Raw genomic sequence first — 22674 nt, 5'->3', positions numbered from 1 at the left:
TAGGATACCGCCATTACACTAAACCCTTAATTTTTCAAGATGAATGTACAAAAAAGACTTCTGAAACCACGAAGAAATCCCGTTTCACCAATAATTTTTAGAATTATGAAACTAACGATTGCTCTTCTTTTGTTTGTTAGCATGCACGTGTATGGTAACGGGTTTTCTCAAACCAAAATTACCCTTACCCTGCAGTCGTCTTTTCTGAAAGATGCACTGAAGCAGATTGAGAAGAAGAGCCAGTTCCGGTTTCTGTATAACCAGGAAACCCTAAAAAATGCAGGTAAAATTTCACTTCAGCTAACCAATGCCAGTTTAGCCGAAACAATGGTTAAGTTATTGGAGGGAACCGGTATTAATTACCAACTACTTGGAAATGACCTTGTTGTGTTAAATTCTCAAACAGCTTCTGGTAAACCTGCGCCACCTCCGGTTAAAGTATCCGGAAGGGTAACAGGTGCCGATGGTACCCCGCTGGCGGGAGCCAGTGTTGTGGTAAAAGGCAGTAAAAACGGAACCGCGGCCGATGCTGATGGTCGTTTTACATTAACCGTTGCCAATGATGCCATATTAGTGGTTTCTGCCATCGGTTATGTTACGCAGGAAGTATCTGTAAACGGAAAAACTGAGATCAACCTTACTTTACAATCCATTGCCAATAACCTGAACGAAGTAGTGGTGATTGGTTATGGTACTGCCAGTAAAAGAGACCTTACCGGTTCTATCGTAAAAATAGATGGTAAGGATATCGCCGATAAACCTAACGTTAACCCGGTATCTTCCCTCCAGGGTAAAGTGGCCGGTCTGTCTGTAGTTCCATCGGGCACACCTGGTGCCGAACCGGATATCCGTATCCGCGGTACGGTAAGTATCGGTGCGGTAAAACCACTGTATGTGGTAGATGGTATTTTTAATGATAACATTGATTATATCAATCCCAACGATATCGAATCGATAGAGGTTTTAAAAGATCCTTCTTCACTGGCTATCTTCGGGGTACGTGGTGCTTCGGGTGTGATTTCACTTACTACCAAAAAGGCAAAAGCCGGGCAGCTAATCGTAAACTTCAACAGCAGTTTTGGTACCAAACAACTGGTTGATAAAATTGCCATGGTTGATGCCGCCGGTTTTAAACTGCTGTTTGATGAAGAGCAGACCAATATCGGTGTTCCTGTTGCACAGCGTTTTGATTACAGCAAATGGACAGGCAATACAGACTGGGTAAAAGCCATGACACGTACGGCCCTGTTTAACAGTAACAATATCAGTCTTACCTCCAGTACTGAAAAGAACAGGTTTTATATGGGTTTAGGTTACCTCACTGACGAAGGTGTGGTAAAACATGAGAAACTGGATAAGATCATCATTAATGTAAACGATGAACTGCGTGTAAGCAAGGGTATCAAATTCGGGTTTAACCTGAATGCTTTCCGCCAGAAATTACCATTCAGCCAGGCTGACGGGCTCTTGTATGATGCACGTCGCGTATTACCGATTACAGAACCATTTAACGCAGCCAATGGAGTATATACGCAGTTGGCTATTCAGGCGGCACAGATCGGTAACCCGCTGATGAACCTGGAGAACAAGTGGGATAAAGAAATCCGTACCGAATTCCGTACGGTAGGAAGTGTATATGCAGAAATTAATTTTCTGCGCAACTTTACCCTGCGTTCTACATTCTTTGCTGATGTTTCTAACCTGAGTGAAAGAAGATACAGTCCAATAATCAATGTATTTAACCCAACTGTGGGTGCTTCGGGGTCTGTATTTATAGAGCCTAATAACAGAACCACTTCTGTAAGCCAGGGCCAGGGCAGCTGGAAAAAATTCCAGCAGGATCATATCCTTACTTTCAGGAAGAGTTTTGGAGACCATGGTCTGACGGCTATTGCCGGTTTCACTACTTATTTCAACAGTTACAACGGATTGTTTGGAAGTGTTAGCCAGCGTGTAACCGGTGATGCAATTCCTAACGACAAACGTTTCTGGTATATCGATAATGGCTTTGGGGATCCTACCACCAAACGATCTTCTTCTGCACAGTGGGAGAGAGCAACCGTTTCAAGCCTGTTCCGTGTATTGTATAACTATAAAGGAAAATACCTGCTGAACGGTTCATTCCGTCGTGACGGATCTTCGCAGATCTCTCCGTTCAACCGTTACAAAAACTTCTATTCTGTAGGTGCCGCATGGGAACTGACCAAAGAGAAGTTTATGGCAAAACAGGAGTTATTCAACTTCTTCAAACTGAAAGCATCTTGGGGTATCCTGGGTGTGCAGAATACCTACGGATATGATTATCCGTTTTATCCTGCCTTACAGTCTGGAAATACAGCGGTATTCGGCAATAACATCGTGCCTGCTTATTCACTGTCGTATGAACCACAACGCGATCTGACCTGGGAAACAGTAAATGCCAAGGAAATAGGTTTCGAATTCTACGCTCTGAACAACCGCCTGCATGCAGAAGCTGCATACTATGATAAAACCACCAGAGATATCATGACCATCGTTCCAACCGGTTCTGGCCGTTACAGGCTGGATAACGTAGGCGATCTCAGAAACAAAGGTTTTGAGTTATCTGCGGGATGGAACCAGAAACTTACCAAAGACTGGTCATTCTCTGTAAATGCCAACATCACTACATTCAGCAACAAAGTGGGCGACTTGGGCGGCAACCGTTTACCAGCCAGCGAAGAACGTCCTAACCAAACAGAAGCCGGTTATCCTATCGGTTATTTCTATGGTTATGTAGTAGAAGGTCTTTATCAGTCTTATGCCGATAAACTGGCTTCACCCAAAGTGATCGGTTATGATTATGGTCCCGGTGATTTCAAATATAAAGACATCAATGGTGATAATGTAATTGATACAAAAGACAGAACCATGATCGGTAATCCTACACCAGACTTTATGTATGGTATATCATTACAGGCCAGCTACAAGGGTTTTGATTTTGGCATGGATTTTAATGGAGTGTATGGCAACGAGATCTACCGCTACTGGGGTAGTTCAGAACTGCCGTTCACCACGTTCAACTATCCTGCATTTAAAATGAACCGCTGGACAGGAGAAGGTACCTCTAACTGGGATCCGATCTTAGGAGCGAACCATACCATCAACCGTCTTCCTTCTACCTATGGTATTGAAGATGGAAGTTATTTCAGGATCAGAAATATTCAGCTGGGTTATAATTTTAATCCCGAATTGCTGAAGAAAGTATACATCAAAAACATTCGCATTTTTGCCAATGTTCAGAACCTGAAAACTTTCAAACGCAATTCCGGTTATACACCTGAGTTTGGCGGAACAGCCACCTCATTTGGTATTGACAATGGTAATGGACCGGTTCCGCTTGTATTTACCGGTGGTATCAATGTAACCTTCTAAAAAACTTAAAAGATTATACCATGAATAATTTGAAAAAAATAGTAACCGGCGTTTTGTTCGCAGTGTTGTTGGCGGCGATCGTACCCGGCTGTTCAAAATTCCTTGATAGGAAACCGCTTTCAGCTACACTGGACGATCTGAACCAGGGTGGCCTGGAAGGCCAGATCTATGGTTTGTATGGAGCCATCCGTAATGGCGACGTAGCAGGCCAGGGTTTTGGAGGAATTCCCTGGCTGGCGATGAACAACTTCCGTTCTGATGACTCTGAAAAAGGAAGCAGTCCATCTGATGGTGCCGACTGGGGTGTTATCTACGATGAGTTCAAGTATGTGAAAGACCACTGGTCATCCAACACTTACTGGGATCACCACTATGTGCTCATTGGCCAGGCAAATACAGCGTTACAGCTGGCCGATTCGCTCAAGTTAACAGACGCATCTTCTATGGTAAATATTGCAGAAGCCAGGTTCTTTCGTGCGTTTGCTTACTTCGATCTGGTAAGGGCATTTGGAGAAGTTCCCAAAATTGATTTCCGTGTATACAACCCGGCAGATGGTAAAAAACCCAAAGCCTCTGTAGCGGAGATTTATGCGCTGATAGATGCAGACCTTACCTATGCAATTGCTAACCTGCCTGCCACATGGCCTGCTAAAAACATTGGCCGTTTAACCAATGGTGCAGCCAGGAGCCTGCATGCCAAAAGCATGTTGTACAGGCAAAATTGGGCCGGTGCTTTAGCACTTACCCAACAAGTGATTAATTCAGGTTTGTATTCTTTGCAGTCTGATTACGCTAAAATATTTACAGATGCCGGTGAGAACAGTTCAGAATCTGTTTGGGAGATCCAGGCACATATCGGAGCCAATGGTGCCGACAACTATGGTTCTCCATATGCGGTGGCACAGGGTGTTCGCGGAGCCGGTGAATGGGACCTGGGTTGGGGATGGAATACCCCAACAGAAGAACTGGTAACAGCTTTTGATGCCAATGACCCAAGAAAAAATGCAACAGTGCTGTTCTCCGGACAAGCCGATGGTGTATATGGAAAAGTGTTACCAAGTTTCCCCGGTATCCCACGTAAATACTGGAACAAGAAAGTATATCCGGATCCTGCCATGCAGGTAGTAACAGGCACACGCCAGGCAGGATGGATCAATCAGCGCGAAATCCGTTATGCGGATGTATTACTGATGGCAGCAGAAGCGGCCAACGAAGTAGGAGGTGCCGCCAATGCTGCACTGGCTGCCAATTACCTGGAGCAGATCAGAGCCAGGGCCAGAAAAGGAGCTGCCGGGGTATTGCCTCCGATCGCTTTTGTTGATAAGGCGCAGATGCGCACCGCCATTCAGAATGAAAGAAGGTTTGAACTGGCGATGGAAGGAGAACGGTTTTATGACCTGGTAAGATGGGGACTGGCACAGGCTGTATTGGGTGGACAGGGTTATCAGAATAAACACAGGTACTATCCGATTCCGCAACCTGCCATTGATTTTGCGGGGGGCATATTGGTACAGAATCCTGAGTGGCCATAATCAATCGTTCCAACATCTTTAAATTCAAATCAGACAAAATGAAAAATATATCATATTTATTGTTTGCTGTGCTGGCAACACTGGCGGTAACCGGTTGTCAGAAAATGGACAAACCAGCATTAAGTAATTATCTCAAAGATGCCAATCCCCCGGGTGGTCCGCTGAAATTTTATACGGCGTATGATGGCAGCGATGTAGATAGTATCCGCGCCAATTTTGCAACGGATAACCCTTATTCATTCGTTGCAGGTGTTACCGGAAAAGCAGTGAAAGCGGTTGACGGGAAAGCGATCGTATATCCTTCGGCCAATGATTTCAAAAATGTTACCAGTTTCTCTGTTTCTTTCTGGATCAAAAATACGGCTCAGGCAGGCAGAACAGAATTCCTGTTTTCGCTGGTTGATCCATCTTACGGATGGCATAACAGTGCTTTATTTCTGCTGATGGAAAACCAGACAGCTACCAAAGCCACGATGAAACTGGGGCTGATGGACCAGTGGCTGGAAGGTGATTTCCAGAAGCCGGTTTTCGATGGTAACTGGCACCATATCGTATACGCATATGATCAGGCCACTTCTAAAATGACTTATTATTTTGATGGGGTTGTTGTAACAGGATTAACGGCTACGCAAACGGATGTAAAGAATAACGGTGCAGCCCGTGGCGCAGTAGATTTTTCGAAAGCAAGTCAGTGGATTGTGGGCGGCTGGAACAAACATGCCAATGCCGCAGGTCCTACCGATGACTGGATCAAATCCTATTCCGGTACACTGGACCAGTTCAGGTTATATGGCAAAACACTGACTGCAGCAGAAGTTACCGCTTTGTATAATAGTAAATTGTAATTGGCAATTGGTTGTTTTGATCAGGGGGTGTATCATCAGCAGATGTACACCCCTTTTTACCTTATTGATTTTTTATGCGTAGTTACCCCGTATTTGTTCTGGCCATCTGTTTATCCGTTCTTCTATTTTCCTGCAAACGGCAGGAGCGACTTTTTGAAATAGTGCCTGCTTCTAAAAGCAATATTGATTTCAGGAATACTCCTCTGCGGAAAGACACTTTCAATATCCTTTACTATCTCTACTATTACAACGGAGGTGGTGTGGCAACAGGCGATATCAATAACGACGGATACATAGATGTTTATTTCACGGGGAATAACAAAGGCATTAATAAACTATATCTTAATAAAGGAAAGAATACGGCAGATGGTGGCAGTTTTGAATTTGAAGATATCACGGAAAAAGCCGGGGTGGCCGGCAGTTCAGACTGGTGCACCGGCGCTACCATGGCGGATGTAAATGCAGATGGGTTTCTGGATATTTACGTTTCAGCAGTAAATGGTATCCGTGGATTACAGGGAAGGAATGAATTGTTCATCAATAAAGGAGATGGTACATTTAAAGAAGCTGCGGCGGAATATGGGCTGGATAATGCCAGTTTTGCCACACAGGCCGCTTTTTTCGATTATGACCATGATGGAGATCTTGACTGTTACATTCTCAATCATTCGCAAAAACCTCATCAGAATATTGCAGATACCAGTGCCCGCCGCATCTACAGCAAAGATGCCGGCGACCGGTTATTACGGAATGATATAACCACTACCGGAAAGTTTACCGATGTATCGGCGGCCGCAGGAATTTTTCAAAGCAGCCAGGGATACGGGCTGGGTATTAATACCAGTGATCTCAATAATGACGGCTGGGAAGATATCTATATCGGTAATGATTTTCATGAGAACGATTATTATTATATCAATAACGGTAACGGCAGTTTTACAGAAAGTGGTGCGGCTCATTTCAGGCACTACAGCCGGTTCAGTATGGGTAACGATGTGGCCGATTATGATAACGACGGTCAGCCGGATGTGATCACTGTAGATATGCTTCCCTACGATGAAAAAGTACTAAAGACTTATGGCAGTGACGAGAATCTTGATATATACAAAGTAAAAATCGAACAAAATGGTTACCAACACCAATTCTCACATAACAGCCTGCAGCATAATAACGGCAGCGGAGTCAGCTTCAGTGAAGTGGGTATGATGAATAATGTGTATGCTACCGACTGGAGTTGGGCACCCTTGTTTGCAGATTTTGATAATGATGGTGTAAAAGATCTTTTTGTTTCCAGTGGAATAGTGAAAAGACCTGTTGACCTGGATTATGTACGGTTTGTTTCCTCACTCTATGTGAAACACGCAGCAGATAATACCGATATCTATGACCAGGAAGCCATTGATAAAATGCCGGATGGGGCTTCTCACCCTTTTTTCTTTAAAGGTGATCTGGAAAAGGGATTCTCTGATGTTAGCAAACACTGGGGCACTGTAGGAATGAAGGGATACTTTACAGGTGCTTCTTATGCAGATCTTGATAATGATGGCGACCTGGATATGGTGATGAACTGTATAGACAGTAAAGCAGTGATACTGAAGAACAATGCCCCTCAGCAGAATCAGCTCTCCATTTCTTTTAAAGGGGAGGGGCAAAACACTTTCGGGATAGGTTGTAAAGTATATCTGTTCCAGAAAACAGGCATGCAGTACCAGCAGTTGATGTTAACGAGGGGTTTCGCGTCTTCGGTTCCTCCTGTTTTATCATTCGGGTTGGGAGGAGCCAATATTATCGATAGCATGCTGGTGGTATGGCCCGACCAACGGTACGAAATCATGCGGAATGTTGTACCCGGTAACCATGTATTGATGAAACAGTCAACTGCTGCCGGCCAGTTTGATTACAGCAAATTTTTCCCCACCCAACCCGCGGTATTAAAGGATATAACACGGGAAATCGGGTTAAACTGGAAACATAAGGAGAATGATTTCATTGATTTTAACAAACAATACCTGATCCCCCACGAAATGTCTACACGCGGTCCTGCCATGGCGGTTGCCGATGTAAATGCAGATGGACTGGACGACATCTATGCCAGCGGTGGTAAAGGCCAGCCCGGAACATTGTTGCTTCAGACCACTGACGGAAAATTTCAGGCATCCGATACAGCATTGTTCAGCCGGTATAAAAATACGGAAGGAGTTGCCGCTTTATTTTTTGATGCCAATGGAGATAAGCAACCTGATCTCTATGTGGTGAGTGGTGGTAATGAAGCAGATGATGGAAATCCTGATCTGGCCGATCATCTTTTTCTGAACGACGGGAAAGGCCATTTTTCAGAAGCGGAAAAAGCTTTACCACAACTACTGGTTAACAAAACCTGTGTTGCAGCAGCGGATATAGATAAAGATGGCGACAATGATCTTTTCATCGGAGGCATGGCAGATGCTTCTCATTACGGAGTAGCACAACCTTCTTATTTGTTATTGAATGACGGGAAGGGGGTATTTGCCAGAGCAGCTGCTGAACAGATCGCACTGGATAAAACAGGTATGATCCTATCTGCTTCATTTACGGACCTGAACCGGGATGGCTGGCCTGACCTGGTAATAGCAGGAGAGTGGACACCCATACAGGTTTTTATAAACGAGAAAGGAATATTCAAAGCATCAGCTCTTCCCGGATCTACCGGCTTATGGCAAACCGTGTTTACGGAAGATGTGAATGGAGATGGGTATACCGATATTCTGGCGGGTAACTGGGGCTATAACTCCAAATTACACGCAGGAAAAAATGGTGCGCTGAAACTGTTTGTCAAAGACTTTGATCGCAACGGAACACTGGAACAGATTATGACCTATTCTGTGGATGGAAAAGATTACACTTTTCTGGCAAAGGATGAACTGGAAAGGCCTTTACCGCTTTTGAAAAAGGCATATGTAACGTATAGCGAAGTGGCTGGCAAAACGGTAGACTTTATGTTTGATGACCTGTTCAGGGATTTTATTATGCTGAAAGCAGAAACGCTGGCATCTACCTGTTTCCTCAATGACGGGAAAGGAGGATTTACGGTAAAGACATTACCCAGAGAAATGCAGACAGCCCCGCTTTTCAGTTTTCTGCCTTTAGATCGGGAGCGTCCCACACATGGTTTTCTGACTGCAGGAAACATGTTTGGCGTGATTCCCTATGAGGGGAGATATGACGCAATGAATCCTGCGGTTATGTTATTCGATATAGCTTCAGGTGGATTCAAGCCAGGATTTTCCTTACCGGAAGTAACAGGAGAGGTAAGAAACACACAGTGGCTGAAAAGTGCTGGTGGCAGTAAAATACTTGTTATCGCCAGAAATGATGCACCACTACTTTTTTTCAGGAACAGTAAACCTGCCCGGTAAGAAATCGGTAGACCTGACTGAAAAAATCAGTTCAGTTTTCTTACACTAAGATTCTCCCGGTAGGGGCTCTTTGCAGAATTGAGAAAGAGGCCTTGTAAAGGAGTGTTACCTGCATTTTACGATAGATATTTCCCAACAATCGGCACCCTCCTTCCCACACCAAATGCTTTGGGCGATACGCGGATGATGGGGCAGAACTGGTTTCGTTTGTATTCGTTGGTGTTCACCATTTTCAGGGTGCGGTCTACCAGCGCCGCATCAAATCCCTGCGCCTTGATCTCTGCCGGACCGATCCGTTTTTCGATGTATTGGTAAAGGATCTGGTCGAGCAGGGCATAATCGGGTAAACTGTCGCTGTCTTTCTGGTTGGGTCTTAACTCGGCACTGGGCGCTTTGGTAATAATATTTTCCGGAATGATTTCTCTGTTACGATTGATATAACGGGCCAGTGCATACACTTGTAATTTATAGCAATCGCCCAGTACACCCAATCCGCCGGCCATATCGCCGTACAGCGTACCATAACCCGTGGCCAGTTCGCTTTTGTTGGAAGTGTTGAGTAAGATGTAACCGAATTTATTGGAGATACCCATTAACAGGTTGCCCCTGCTGCGGCTTTGTATATTTTCTTCGGCCAGCGAAAAAGGCAGCTCACCAAAAACCGGTTTCAGTGTATGCAGAAAAGCTTCATACACATCATTGATGCGGATGATATCGTAAGGGTTACCCAGGTTTTTGCTCAGCTGAACGGCATCGTCTACCGAATGTTCAGTTGAATAAGGAGAGGGCATTAAAATGGCGCGTACATTTTCTTTCCCTAACGCATCGCAGGCAATGGCCAGTGTTACGGCCGAATCAATCCCGCCCGAAGAACCGAGAATGGCTTTGGTAAAACCCATTTTGCCAAAATAGTCGCGGATGCCGAGCAGCAGGGCATCATATACCTGTGCAATATTCAGTTCGGGTTCCAGTGTGGCGGGGTTCAGTTCTTTATCGGGTACACGGCTGGCGGGCTCCAGTATGGGGGCATCGATGGTGCCATCATCGTTTAACGTTACGGCTTCCACCGCTTCTGCAAACATGGGGAAGGCTTTGCAGAGATTGGCATCTTTATCAAAGATCAGCGAAGCACCATCAAATACTACTTCTGTCTGGCTGCCAATGGCATTGCAGTAAAACATCGGCAACTTGTACTTGAGTACATTGGCCTTGATCACTGATTTGCGGTCTTCATCATGGGTATAATCAAACGGAGATGCGCTGATGTTCAGCATCAGATCGGGCTGCTGCTCCATCAGTTTATCCATGGGGCAGATCCTGTACAAAGGATTATCGCCCAGGTTCCAGATATCTTCACAAATGGTGATGGCTAATTTTTTGCCTTTGAAAGGAACTACCTGCCAGTCGAAAGCCGGTTCAAAATAACGGTACTCATCAAACACATCATACGTAGGCAACAAGGTTTTGTGAATCTCGGCCTTGATCTCTTTTTCGTAGAGAAAGAAAGCGGCATTGAAAAGGCTTTTTCCTTTCTGCTGGGTATTCCGCGCCGGACTGCCAATCAGCACGCCAATGGTATCGGCTTCCTGCCTGATCTGGTCAACAGCGGCATAACATTTATTGATAAAATCATCGAACTCTACAAAGTCCCTGGCCGGATAACCGCTCACACACATTTCGCTGAACAGGATCAGGTCGCCACCCTGGGCCTTGGCCATTCTGATGGCTTCGATGATCTTGGCCGTATTGCTTTCGAAATTCCCGATATGATAATTCTGCTGTGCTAAAAATACCTTCATCCTGTAAAGTTCCGTAACTTTTGGATAGTTTCTGATTTTTCAGATTACAAAACCTGACCTGCATGTACCGCTTTACAATTACCGGAAAGATCCTGTTATGGTTTTTTTGTCTGCTCACGGGCTCGCGCCTGTTCTCACAAACGCATCAGTTTCAATTCTTTCCTGTAAAGGAGCCGGGGGTATGGCAAATGCAGCTGGCCGGTAAACTGGGCAGTCATTTTTTTCTGATAAGTCCCGAAAAGGCGCCGGGCCTGCGGGTATATATTTATGATACGGTTACCCGTTCGGGTGCGATTCACGATTTCGACTTCCCCAAACCCGTAGTGGAGGTGCAAACGGGAGAAAACTCCATTAGTTTTATCTCTACCTCGCATAACCAGGATCAAATAAACGCACATTTGCTGGAGCTGGATATAAAAGGGAAACTGATCCGTCAACAGGAAATGGTTTTGCCCGGTGTAAAAATGCCGCCGCGGTTGCTGATCAGCAGTAACCGGCAATTCCTGTTATTTTACCAGCTGATCAGAAAAACCACCGATTCATCCCTGATCAGGGGGGTACTGCTGGATGCAGATTGGAAACAGCGCAAACAGCTGCTCTATAGTTTCCACCGTAATGTAGAACAGGATGCAGAACCGGAAACTTTTCTGGATAACGAGGGAAACACGCATGTGATGGTGTATGATAAATATACCAATTACCGGATGTCGTCGGATCTGGCAATAAACAGTATTTCACTGGATGAAGAACAGATCGTTAGTGAAACCTTTACGTTTGAAAAAGTGAAACTGAAAAATTTTCGGGTATTTCAGAACAATGAGTGTAACTGTTTACAGGCAGAGGGTTTGTATGTAGATGGGATGTCTAAAAACAACAAAGGTATTTACAGCATTGCTTTTCCTACGGGTAGAAAAAATGAACTGGTGCCGAGGTTTATTCCTTTTCACAAAGAGATGATCCGGAATTTCAGGAAAGGATTTTCAGCTACATACGAAACCATACAGGCCAATCTGCAGTTGCAGGATATATTGTACACCGATAACGGTAGTGTGGCGGTATTGAAGCTGGCAGCCGGCATACCATCGCCGGTGCAAAAGTTCAGGCCGGAAGATGATCCCTCTGTGAGAGCATTGGGAAATACCCTGGCTGCAGCAAGGGCTTCGGATATTGTGGTGTCTGCTGCTTCGTCTACTGCTACGGCACCCAGGATGCGGCTCAATTCCGTGTCGGATAGATTTGCCAATGCAGCACCGATGGGGGGAGGTTTGCCACCCAGGCTTTCGGCACTTGCCTCCAAAGCAACAGGAAGAAATGCGCCCAAACTGATTTTTATCAAACTTGCGAAAGAACAGGGTTTTGCCTGGTATGCGGCCCGCCCGCTGGATATTTTTAATATAGCGGATGAATCTTTAAAAGGCCAGTTGCTGGGAAGCAATGGATACCAGGAAATACAGTTTTTATTATACCAGGCCGACGAGCAGGAAGAGCCATATCCGGTTTTGATCACTATCACGAAAGGGGAACAGACTGTACGGAAATTTCCATCCAAACAGCTGCGCTTTTCGCCCCTGCAGCTGATCGCACCGGGTCAGTATGCCTCTCTTTTTCAGAACACTGAAACAGCGGAAGCAGGTTTGTTGCTGGTGCATACCCCGGAATAACTTCTTTAACACAGTATATAGGCAAAGCGTAGGGTTTGTTTGCAGCAGGCCATTACATTTGTTGCCCTAACAGGAATTATATGATGCAAAAATGCGGGATCATCGGGTTGATCATTTTACTGGTGGCGTGTACTTCCAAAAAGTCCATACCGGATGTGTCAGGTATTAAAATTAACCTGAAAACAGAAAGATTTGAACAGGCTTTTTTTTCGATCGACACTTTACAGGTAAATGTTTCGCTGCAGCGGTTAAACCAACTGCATCCCGGCTTTGCCCAGGATTTTTTGTTCAATATCCTGGGTGCCTCACCGGATAGTGCCGTAAACGATACCAGACTCTTTATCCGGAGTTACCGCTCCCTGTACCAGGCTTCGCAGGAAAAACTCAAAGATTTTGCTACGATCGAAAAACAGGTCAAAAGAGGATTGCAGTTTGTGCGGTATTATTTTCCGCAATACAAAACACCGGAAAGGCTGATCACTTTTATTGGTCCGCTGAACAGTTACGGCAATATCATCACCCCCAATGCACTGGCTGTAGGATTACAGGTGTATATGGGTAAGGATTACCCGCTGTACCTGAGCGCACAGGGGCAGCAAATGTATCCACTGTTTGTTTCGAGAAGGTTTGAGCCGGCCTATATCCCTGTGAACTGCATGAAGAATATCATTGATGATATGTACCCCGGTAACAGCGCAGGACAACCGCTGGTAGAACAAATGGTGGAAGCGGGCAAACGCCAGTACCTGCTGGATCAATTGCTGCCGGAACTGGCCGATACACTGAAAACCGGCTACACGGCGCAACAGCTGAAGGACTGTTATGTGAGTGAGAAAAATATCTGGAGCCTTTTTGTGGTAAACGATCTGCTTTACAGCACCGATCCGAATATGGCGAGGGATTACCTGAATGATGGGCCGAATACACAGGCGTTGGGAGAAGGATCTCCGGGTAATATTGGTCAGTTTGTTGGCATGCAAATTGTGGTTAAGTGGATGGAAAAAAATAAAAACCTGTCGCTGGACGCACTGATGAAAACCCCGGCAAATAAAATCTTTACGGAGTCAAAGTATAAACCTAAATAATCCAGCATGCATACTGTTAGCCGCAAGCCGTTACTATTAGTCTTTTTTTTACTCCTGTTTTTTGCAGGATACGGCTTTGCACAACAGCTAACCGTTACTTATCAGTCTATTCCCGGTATCTCTTTCCGTAGTCCGGTATGTATTGGTAAAACAAATAAGGGTTTTGCCATCATCGATATTGTTTCTGCTGATAGTTCCGTTCTGTATTTTATGGATACGAATCTGCGGCCGATCAAAACACATATGCTTCCGGCAGCGGTTTACGAAGCAAATGCCTTTACCAAAGGCAATGAGGTGCATTTTATCTGGCAACAGCGGTCAGGTGATTCTGCCAGCATCCGTTTGTGGCAGGTAAAGGAAGAGGGAGAGGTATATAGTACAGAAAGAATGGAAACAGCACCGGGCAGCAAACATGTATTTCAGCAGATGGCCTCGGACAAAAAGAACCGCTATAGTTTTTTTTATACTTTTTTTGCCGGTCCGCAACAGTTAGTGATCAAAGGAATTTTATACGACAGTAGTCTGCAGCGGGTCAAAAAAATTGACCAGTCATTTGCGTATGATGCTAATATGCAACGCCTCACTCAGGTGCTGCTGGATCCCAAAGGAAATCTGCATCTGGTGATATATGATAAACTCACCAATTACCGGTTATCTGCCGGTATTCAGGTATATACCATTCCTTATGGCAGCGAAAATTTTGTAACAGAAACCTACCGCTTTGATAAAGTAAAGTTTTACGATCTGATCTTTTTTGATAATCCTGCTGCGGAACAGGTGCAACTCGCCGGGTTTTACTATAACGGGGCTACCAAAATCAAAGAAGGCCTGGCTGCCATTGGCCTGCCGTATGAACGCAAGCTGCCTGTTACGCAAAAAATTTTCCCGCTAACGAAGGAGCAGCGTAACGAGTTGCAGCAACAGATGCAACATGTGCGCAGGAAAAACGATGTAATGGATTTTGTAAAACTGAAAGACATCATTGAAGAAGATGGACAGGTATTTCTGAGTACCTGGATCCTGGATGTTCCCAATTACATGCTTGTAAAAGATAATGAACGGGAAGACGCTACCAATACAGACATCGCCAAATGGATGAGGCCCGGTAAGGAAGGCACATTTGAATCCCGTGTACAGGGTTTGTATCCAAGCCGCGTTATCACCCGTTCCACTACAGCCACATCCGTCAGCAATATGCGTGAAGTGTATAGTCTTCAGCCCGGAGGCAACCAGTTTCTATCAGCACCGCCGCAACAGATTGTACAAAATCCCCAGGCCGGCAGACCGGGTATAGCGGGGCTACCCCCGGTAGATCTGAAAATCAGATGGGTAAAGCCCCAGAAATTTGCTTTTTTCTCACTCGATGCCAGGCAGGACAGTATGTGGTTCCGGATTTTGCCCGCTGATTTCCCCATCAATACGGCCAGTTACCAGCCCTGGTTATGGGATTATCCCATGGCAGAAAATGGCAGGCTTTCGTTTATTCATAAAAACCAGTCTGCAGAAATAGCTCCTATTTCTCCTGATCCGGTACAGAAGAATTCCAAGGATGTTTCATTTATTAGGATCGGCGCTGCGGGAAGCCTGATCAGTAGTCTTTCTCCGCAGGTAACCAAAGAACATCTCTTCAGTAAACCTTTCAGAGTAAAAGCAGGAAAATACCTTAGTTTTTACCGCCAAACAACTACCGCAGAAGCGGGCATAGCAACAATAGAAATAAAAGAAAAAGATTAATTCATTTTCGTGGGTACGATCATATCAAAAGAAGGAATATTTACCGAGAACAATTGTTTGCTGTTCTCGTTCTCCATTTGGTAAGTACCATGCATTTTACCCATTTCGGTACGGAGGTTACAGCCACTTACGTACTGGTAATTTTCGCCGGGTTTTAATACGGGCTGTACACCCACAACGCCTTCTCCTTCTACTTCCCGGTGTTCGCCATTGCTGTCGAAAATATACCATTGTCTGCGCAGCAGTTTAATGGTAAAAGGGTTGTGGTTTTCGATGGTGATGCGGTAGGCAAACATAAATTCCCCATTCAGCGGATTGCTGTAATCGGCCTGGTAAAAGGTCTCTACGGTTATTTCAACACCTTCTGAAATTTTGGAGATCATGGGGGATGGATTGCTTTCAGTAAAAATAAGGAATTGAGGGTAAGATTCTCTGCTAAAATTACAGTAACGGTAGGGAGAACCTTCCGGGTTTCCAGGCAAATGGTTCAGCTATGAAATTCCTCCTGATTTAACACGTTCGTGTAGCGTTTGACCGTAATTTTGCAGCACGAAAAAAACGAGTTATGACTAAAATCGCTGTTGCCAATGGAGATGGGATCGGTCCGGAGATCATGGACGCTGTATTGTCTGTTTTCAAAGCCGCCAAACTACCCCTCGAATATGAATTTGTAGATATGGGTAAATGGGTGTTTGACAAGGGCTACAGTAACGGAATGACTCCCGAGGCACAGCAAACCATCGAATCGCTCGGCATCCTCTTCAAAGGTCCAATGGAAACCCCCAAGGGGAAGGGTGTGAAAAGCGTAAATGTAACCGCCCGTAAAACATGGAATACCTATGCCAATAAAAGAACTTTTCAGACCCTGCACGGGGTAGATACGGTGTTCAGCAAAGCCGGGATCCCGATTGATATCACGATTGTGAGAGAGAATATTGAAGATACATATGGTGGTGTTGAGCACCTGCTTACCCACGATGTGGCCCTCAGCCGTCGCTTTATTACCCGGCCCGGTAGTTTGCAGGTGATCAAATACGCTTTTGAAATGGCCAAGAAAAAAGGTGCCCGCCGGATTACCTGTGGTCACAAGGCCAATATCATGAAACTGACCGATGGCCTGTTTCTCGAAGTGTTTTATGAAGTAGCCAAAGAATACCCGGAATTAAAAGCCGATGATGTGATTGTAGATGATCTCTGTATGAAACTCGTTAGTCGCCCCGATCTGTTTGATGTGGTGGTGCTCACCAACCTGCAGGGAGATATTGTAAGTGATCTTTGTGCCGGACTGGTAGGCGGCCTGGGTTTTGCCCCTTCGGCCAATATCGGCGACCATATTTCTATTTTTGAAGCGGTACACGGAACGGCACCGGATATTGCCGGTAAGAATATTGCCAACCCCACGGCCCTCTTGCTGAGTGGATTTGGTATGTTACACCACCTGGGTTTGATGGAAGCTGCCATTATGATGGAAAACGCCCTGTTATATACCCTGGAAAGTGGTGTACATACGGGTGATTTTGGAGATCGGTCCACCAAATCATTAAGCACCACCGAATTTGCCGATGCCATCATTGGCAATTTTGGCAAACTGCCCGCCCATAATCCCAAACCGGCTATTGCCAACCAACCGCCTACACCTACCCAGTTCAAACTCACCAAAAACCCGATGCTGGAGAGTGAAGAGCTGCGCGAGGAAGTGATTATTGGGGTGGATATGTTCATAGAAAGCAACCTGCAACCCTTAGCCGTAGCCGAAAAATGTCTGAACCATACCGCCGATCTGTTTAAACTGGTAACCATCAGTAACAGGGGCACACAGGTATGGCCCAAGGGTTCTTCGTATACCAACCTGGTAAACCAATATGCCTGCCGTTTTGAGAGCCTGGCCGATGTGCCGGTAACACAGGTAGATATCCTGGAGCTGTACAAACGATTGATGCAGGATTTCAAAATATGTTCAACCGAATTGCTGAATATGTGGGGCGATAAAAAAGCCTACAGTCTGGCTCAGGGGCAATAATCCACTGGAAAATGAAGTTGGGGATTGACGGGGAACAGCTGTCAATCCCTTTTTTATGTCCGCAAGGCTCCGTAGCTGCTATTTTTAAAGCAGTTTAACCGGTTTTACCGGTGGTTGGTCCTAGTTTTTTTAATCCTGCCCTTCGTAGTCCTTTTTTTGGTAATTTCACGGCTCATTTTAAAAGAGCAATCGAACTATGGCTGAAGCGATCTTAATGCCCCGCCTGAGCGACACCATGACCGAAGGTGTTATTGCCGCCTGGCATAAAAATATTGGAGATACGGTGAAGAAGGGCGACCTGTTGGCAGAAGTAGAAACAGATAAAGCCACCATGGAGCTGGAAAGCTACCAGGATGGTGTTTTGTTACATATTGGCACACCTACCGGTGGTAAGTTACAAGTGAATGATCTGTTAGCCATTTTTGGTAAAGCCGGGGAAGATATTTCTGCTTTACTGGCCCAACATGCCGGTGGAGCCCCTACAGCTGCAGCTCCTGCTGCTGCAGCCAAAACAGAAACACCCGCCGCTGCTTCTGCCACTGCTGCAACTACATTGGATGTTTCTGCCATGGAAGAAGTAGTGTTGATGCCACGTTTGAGTGATACCATGACAGAAGGAGTTATCGCTGGCTGGCAGAAAAATGTAGGAGATACTGTTAAAAAAGGGGAAGTGCTGGCTGATATCGAAACCGATAAAGCCACCATGGAACTGGAAAGTTATAAGGATGGTATTTTATTATACCAGGGAGCCAAGGCCGGTGAGAAAATACTGGTGAACGATCTGCTCTGCATCATTGGCCAACCCGGTCTGGATGTGAATGCGATTGTAACAGCTGTAAAAGCGGGTGGTGCAGCTGCTCCTGCCGCCGCAACAGCAGCCCCGGCGCCAGTCGCTCAGGCAGTACCGGCCCCTGCAGCCGCCGCTCCGGCCGTTGTGAATGATGGAAGAATTTTTGCCTCACCACTCGCTAAAAAAGTGGCTTCTGAAAAAGGGATCGATCTGCGCTATGTAAAAGGCAGTGGCGATAACGGAAGAATTACCAAAACAGATGTAGATGCGTATACACCTGCTGCAGCCAATGCCGCTCCGGCTTCTGCAGCTAAGGCCGCTGCTGTTACAACTGCTGCTCCTGCCGGGGTAGAAAGTTTTGAGGAAGTGCCGGTATCGCAGATGCGCAAAACCATTGCCCGTCGTTTGAGTGAAAGCCTGTTCACGGCGCCGCATTTTTACCTCACCATGAGCATTGATATGGATGCTGCCGTAGCGGCCCGTACCAGGATCAATGAAGTGGCTCCTGTTAAAGTGAGCTTTAATGATATGGTGCTGAAAGCAACGGCATTGGCGCTGAAACAACATCCGAAAGTAAACAGCAGCTGGCTGGGCGATAAGATCCGTTACAATCATCATATCAACATCGGTGTGGCGGTAGCGGTAGAAGATGGATTGCTGGTTCCGGTGGTACGTTTTGCCGATACCAAATCACTGAGCCAGATCGGTGCCGAAGTAAAAACCTTCGCACAGAAAGCAAAAGATAAAAAATTACAGCCAGCCGATTGGGAGGGAAGTACGTTCACCATTTCTAACCTGGGTATGTTTGGTATTGACCAGTTCACGGCCATCATCAACCCACCAGATTCCTGTATTCTTGCCGTTGGCGGAATTTCACAGGTGCCGGTGGTGAAGAACGGACAGGTAGTGCCGGGCAATATCATGAAAGTGACCATGAGCTGCGATCACCGTTCGGTGGATGGTGCAACCGGAGCCGCCTTCCTGCAAACACTGAAAAGTCTGCTGGAAGAGCCGTTGCGTATGTTGGTTTAATGATATTGAATATATTGTATTGACTAAAGCTTCTGCCTTACCGCAGAAGCTTTTTTATTGCATTTACCGGTTATAAAGAGTATTTTGTTTGATACTGCATTTTTTGCAACCAAAACAACCTCTCATGAAAACAACATTGCTTGCTCTTTGCCTGCTGGTATTCATCAGCACTGGCTGTAACAACGCTACCGATAAAACCGGTGCCACAGATTCCGGTGCTGCTGCGAAAACCGCTTATGCCTATACTATCGAAAAACCAGACAACTGGGATATTGGTAGTTCAGAAAATGTGGCGCTGGCTTTGAAATCCTTGAAAGCATTTGAAAATAAAAACCTGGACGAAAGCCTGGGCTATTTTGCAGATACCGTAGCCTGGAAAGCAGATTACATTGATGCCAAGTATCCCAAAGACAGCCTCAAAGTGATGTTCGAAGGTTTCTGGAAACAAAACCAGGCCATGACTATTAAGATGGAAGATTTTGAATCGGTGATCTCCAAAGATAAAAAAGACGAGTATGTTACTTTATGGTACAAACAGATCATGACGGATAACACAGGCAAAACAGATTCTGTAGCCATGATCAATGACTTTAAAATGGTAAATGGAAAAATTGTTGCTTTGTCTGAAGCAATGAGACATTATCCCTCGAAGAAATAGTAAGCAGTTATTTATAATAGAAAAGCCTTTCTATGAAGAAGGGCTTTTCTATTGAAGGTCAGCAGTGAATTATCAGTTGTGAGTGGTGAGTAGGCAATTGTGAATGGGCAATGGTCAATTGGCAATGAGCCCATTCACTGACTATTGACCATTCACCCTCTCTTCCCACTCACTACTCACCACTCACGATCATCAGTTATCATCAAAATCACAACCAATCGGTGCGCCTGGAGCGATCTCTTTGGGTTGCGGCAATACAATATCTTTCGGATTACTGATACGCTCCACAGCGTAGCTGTAATGCGCTTTCAGTCCGGAAGTATTTTTCATTTGTGTTGCATACTGTTTCAGCGATTGTAGCCGGTCGTAACAGATGGCTTTTACCTGGTAGGTTGCACTGCTGCTCTGGCTTAATCCGAGTATCCAGGTTAGTACCATTTGTTGGGTTTGTAACTGAATTTCTCCTTTTAATCCTTTCTGCAAAGGTGCTTTCCATGTTTTGGTTATGATGGCATCCAGCACATCATCCCAGCCCGGTGTGCCAGCCTGCGCTTTGAATTGAACCAGCCGGTTGGCCCTTTCTGCGTTGAAAAGAAAAGCCAGTTCAAAATCGGTCAGTGCTTCTGCAGCCGCTACGGGGTCAAAACTCATTCCCGTTCTTTTTGCAAACAGTTCGCCTACATTGTACAACATGGGCGGACGTGGAGGAATCAACTGCATGATTTTATCGGGCATGGTCAGCAAATCGGGAGATAAACAGTCTACTGCCGCCTGTAAAGCTTTTTCCTGGGTGGCTTTGGACAGGATCTGCGGGGTAGGTTGTTGATCGCCGCGAACACTGTAGCTGTAATTCATACCACCAATCAGTTTACAGATGGCTTCGAGCTGGTAGCGGTGGTAGTTGTATACGGGCACCAGCACATCTTCCAGGCGGGTTAAAGGCGTATTCATCCGTATGGCCTGTTCGGAGAATTGAGTGAGGGCTTTCTGCCGGACCTGTAATACATTTTTCAGTTCTGTTACAGCATCATTGCCATTGTCCCATAAATGTGCTTTGGGATGAAAACCACTGGCAGCACGGGCATCCGCATCGGCAATAAAGAGCAGGCCTTTCTGTGTATTTTCTTCCAGCAAAGTATTCAGCGCCTTGTTCTCATCTGTACCGGGTGCAAAATCTGCGTATCCGTAAGTGATGGCACGTTTGTCCCACTCGCCGATCTCATTCGTATACACCTGGCTGAAATCGATCTCTCCCTTGCTGTTCAACACCACATTCGGATGCGGGTAATCCATCACCGACGCGCGGTTGTTAAAACTGGAAGCATAGTTATGCTGTAAACCCAGTGTATGGCCGATCTCGTGTGCCGATAACTGACGCAAACGCTGCAGAGCAGCTTCTTTCATGGTTTCGGGAACGGGTTTGCCGGTTTCATAGGGTGAGAGTAGTCCGGTAAAAATGAGATAGTCCTGCCGTACCCGCAGTGAGCCGAGTGATACCTGTCCTTTGATGATCTCACCGGTACGGGGATCAGTAACGGTGGCGCCATAACTCCAGCCGCGGGTAGAGCGGTGTACCCAGTTGATCATATTGTACCGGATATCCATCGCATCGGCAGTATCGGGCAATACTTTTACGATGAAGGCATTTTTAAAACCGGCAGCTTCATAGGCCTGGTTCCACCAGCGGGCACCATCGAGCAAAGCAGAACGGATGGGTTCCGGGGTACCGTTGTCTAAATAGTAAACGATCGGTTTTACGGGTTCGCTTACGGCTGCTGTTGGATCTTTTTTCTCCAGCCGGTGGCGGGAGATGAATTGCTGTTCGATATTATCGGTGAACGGACTGCTGTAATCAAAATAAGAGATACCGAAATAACCACTGCGGATATCGTAGCGGCGGGGTTTGTATTTGTTGTCGGGTAACTGCACAAAAGAATGGTGCATTCTTACCGTGATCGCTTCTGCCGAAGGGGTAACCGTAGTTACATAACGGCCCGCATCGCTGCCACCGGTGAAAGTAATAGTGGCTTCAAATTCACTGTTGAGCGGGAAGTTCCGGGTATTGGCGATGTAGATGGCGGAGCGTGGCTCGCTGAAAGTATAGGTTCCCTGGCGCATGAGCCGGATACGGTCGGCCACATTCTGGGCATCGCGTACAAAAAAGGCAGTGGCATCTACCAGTACTTTATCTCCTTCTTCTTCATCCACTGTAAAAGCAGCAATAGTAGACTGTGCGAAGGATTCTTTTACGGCACGTTGTTCATTTTTATCAGCAGCGCCGGCGCGGTAGTTGTAATTGGGTTGTACCAGCAGGAGTTTTTTGCCTACTTTATGAAAGGCAACAATTTTGGTGCCGCCGATCAATCCACGGTCAAGGCCGATATCGTTGGAGCCCAATCCACCGGGTAATGAGTTCACGTACAGGAATTCCTGGTTGAACTTATCCACCAGTAACCAGATCTTACCGCTACCGGCATCCCACCAGAAAGTGAAATAACCATCGTAACGTTTCATGTTTTTTGTTTTCTCGGCAATCTTAGAAGGGGTTTGTGCAGTGGCAGCGATACTGCAGATACAAACCAGTGCGAGTAAAAAAGAGCGCATCGTAAAATAGTTTGATGAGGTAAGGAAGCTTTGTGATAAAGATATTTGAAAAACCAACCGGAATGCCGGTGAAATAAAAAACTCCCGTCAGGAAATAACGGGAGTTCAGTTTTTTGTCTGTGGATG

The 22674-nt window shown here is 45.8% G+C and carries 13 protein-coding genes; 10 read left to right on the top strand and 3 right to left on the bottom strand.

Annotated features, from left to right (window positions below):
- Nucleotides 1-105: 105 nt before the first annotated feature.
- From AC1RNB_RS03500 to AC1RNB_RS03485, 4 genes are all read left to right on the top strand, one after another.
- Nucleotides 106-3393, top strand: a complete 3288-nt coding sequence (locus AC1RNB_RS03500) for a TonB-dependent receptor (RefSeq protein ID WP_493080748.1) — start codon at nt 106-108, stop codon at nt 3391-3393.
- Nucleotides 3394-3413: 20 nt separating this feature from the next.
- Nucleotides 3414-4925, top strand: coding sequence for a RagB/SusD family nutrient uptake outer membrane protein (locus AC1RNB_RS03495; protein WP_493080746.1), 1512 nt, complete (start codon nt 3414-3416; stop codon nt 4923-4925).
- 38 nt (nt 4926-4963) lie between these two features.
- Nucleotides 4964-5770, top strand: a complete 807-nt coding sequence (locus tag AC1RNB_RS03490) for a LamG-like jellyroll fold domain-containing protein (protein WP_493080744.1) — start codon at nt 4964-4966, stop codon at nt 5768-5770.
- Between the two features lie 74 nt (nt 5771-5844).
- Nucleotides 5845-9165, top strand: coding sequence for a VCBS repeat-containing protein (locus AC1RNB_RS03485; protein ID WP_493080742.1), 3321 nt, complete (start codon nt 5845-5847; stop codon nt 9163-9165).
- A 116-nt stretch (nt 9166-9281) separates the two neighbouring features.
- Here AC1RNB_RS03485 and AC1RNB_RS03480 read toward each other — a convergent pair whose 3' ends face one another.
- Nucleotides 9282-10964: an NAD+ synthase gene (locus AC1RNB_RS03480; protein WP_493080741.1), complete on the bottom strand. Its 1683-nt coding sequence runs from the start codon at nt 10962-10964 to the stop codon at nt 9282-9284.
- Nucleotides 10965-11026: 62 nt separating this feature from the next.
- Between AC1RNB_RS03480 and AC1RNB_RS03475 the strand changes: the two genes are divergently transcribed.
- The 3 genes from AC1RNB_RS03475 to AC1RNB_RS03465 all read left to right on the top strand — a co-directional run bounded on the left by AC1RNB_RS03475 (nt 11027) and on the right by AC1RNB_RS03465 (nt 15444).
- Nucleotides 11027-12625 carry a hypothetical protein gene (locus AC1RNB_RS03475; RefSeq protein WP_493080739.1) on the top strand — a complete coding sequence of 533 codons (1599 nt, stop codon included), beginning with the start codon at nt 11027-11029 and terminating at the stop codon, nt 12623-12625.
- A gap of 80 nt (nt 12626-12705) precedes the next feature.
- The gene (gene gldB, locus AC1RNB_RS03470) at nt 12706-13710 is read left to right on the top strand and encodes a gliding motility lipoprotein GldB (protein ID WP_493080738.1); all 1005 of its coding nucleotides are present in this window, start codon (nt 12706-12708) and stop codon (nt 13708-13710) included.
- Nucleotides 13711-13716: 6 nt separating this feature from the next.
- Nucleotides 13717-15444: a hypothetical protein gene (locus AC1RNB_RS03465; protein WP_493080737.1), complete on the top strand. Its 1728-nt coding sequence runs from the start codon at nt 13717-13719 to the stop codon at nt 15442-15444.
- Here the strand turns inward: AC1RNB_RS03465 and apaG are convergent.
- Nucleotides 15441-15827 carry a Co2+/Mg2+ efflux protein ApaG gene (gene apaG / locus AC1RNB_RS03460; protein WP_493080735.1) on the bottom strand — a complete coding sequence of 129 codons (387 nt, stop codon included), beginning with the start codon at nt 15825-15827 and terminating at the stop codon, nt 15441-15443. The genes AC1RNB_RS03465 and apaG overlap by 4 nt on opposite strands.
- A 182-nt stretch (nt 15828-16009) precedes the next feature.
- Between apaG and AC1RNB_RS03455 the strand changes: the two genes are divergently transcribed.
- The 3 genes from AC1RNB_RS03455 (at nt 16010) to AC1RNB_RS03445 (ending at nt 19944) form a co-directional block, all read left to right on the top strand.
- Nucleotides 16010-17464 (top strand): NADP-dependent isocitrate dehydrogenase, encoded by a 1455-nt coding sequence (locus AC1RNB_RS03455; protein ID WP_493080734.1) that lies wholly within the window; start codon nt 16010-16012, stop codon nt 17462-17464.
- A 196-nt stretch (nt 17465-17660) separates the two neighbouring features.
- Complete coding sequence (locus tag AC1RNB_RS03450; protein ID WP_493080732.1) at nt 17661-19286, top strand: pyruvate dehydrogenase complex dihydrolipoamide acetyltransferase; 1626 nt, start codon at nt 17661-17663, stop codon at nt 19284-19286.
- A gap of 124 nt (nt 19287-19410) precedes the next feature.
- On the top strand, nt 19411-19944 hold the full coding sequence (locus AC1RNB_RS03445; RefSeq protein WP_493080730.1) for a hypothetical protein: 534 nt from the start codon (nt 19411-19413) through the stop codon (nt 19942-19944).
- A gap of 192 nt (nt 19945-20136) precedes the next feature.
- Here AC1RNB_RS03445 and AC1RNB_RS03440 read toward each other — a convergent pair whose 3' ends face one another.
- Nucleotides 20137-22548: a zinc-dependent metalloprotease gene (locus AC1RNB_RS03440; RefSeq protein ID WP_493080728.1), complete on the bottom strand. Its 2412-nt coding sequence runs from the start codon at nt 22546-22548 to the stop codon at nt 20137-20139.
- Between the last annotated feature and the right edge of the window lie 126 nt (nt 22549-22674).

It is taken from the genome of Sediminibacterium sp. GW821-FHT12F12 (genome assembly GCF_058806635.1).
The sequence above is the reverse complement of the archived record's forward strand: the minus strand, read 5'-3'. Positions and strand labels throughout refer to the sequence as shown.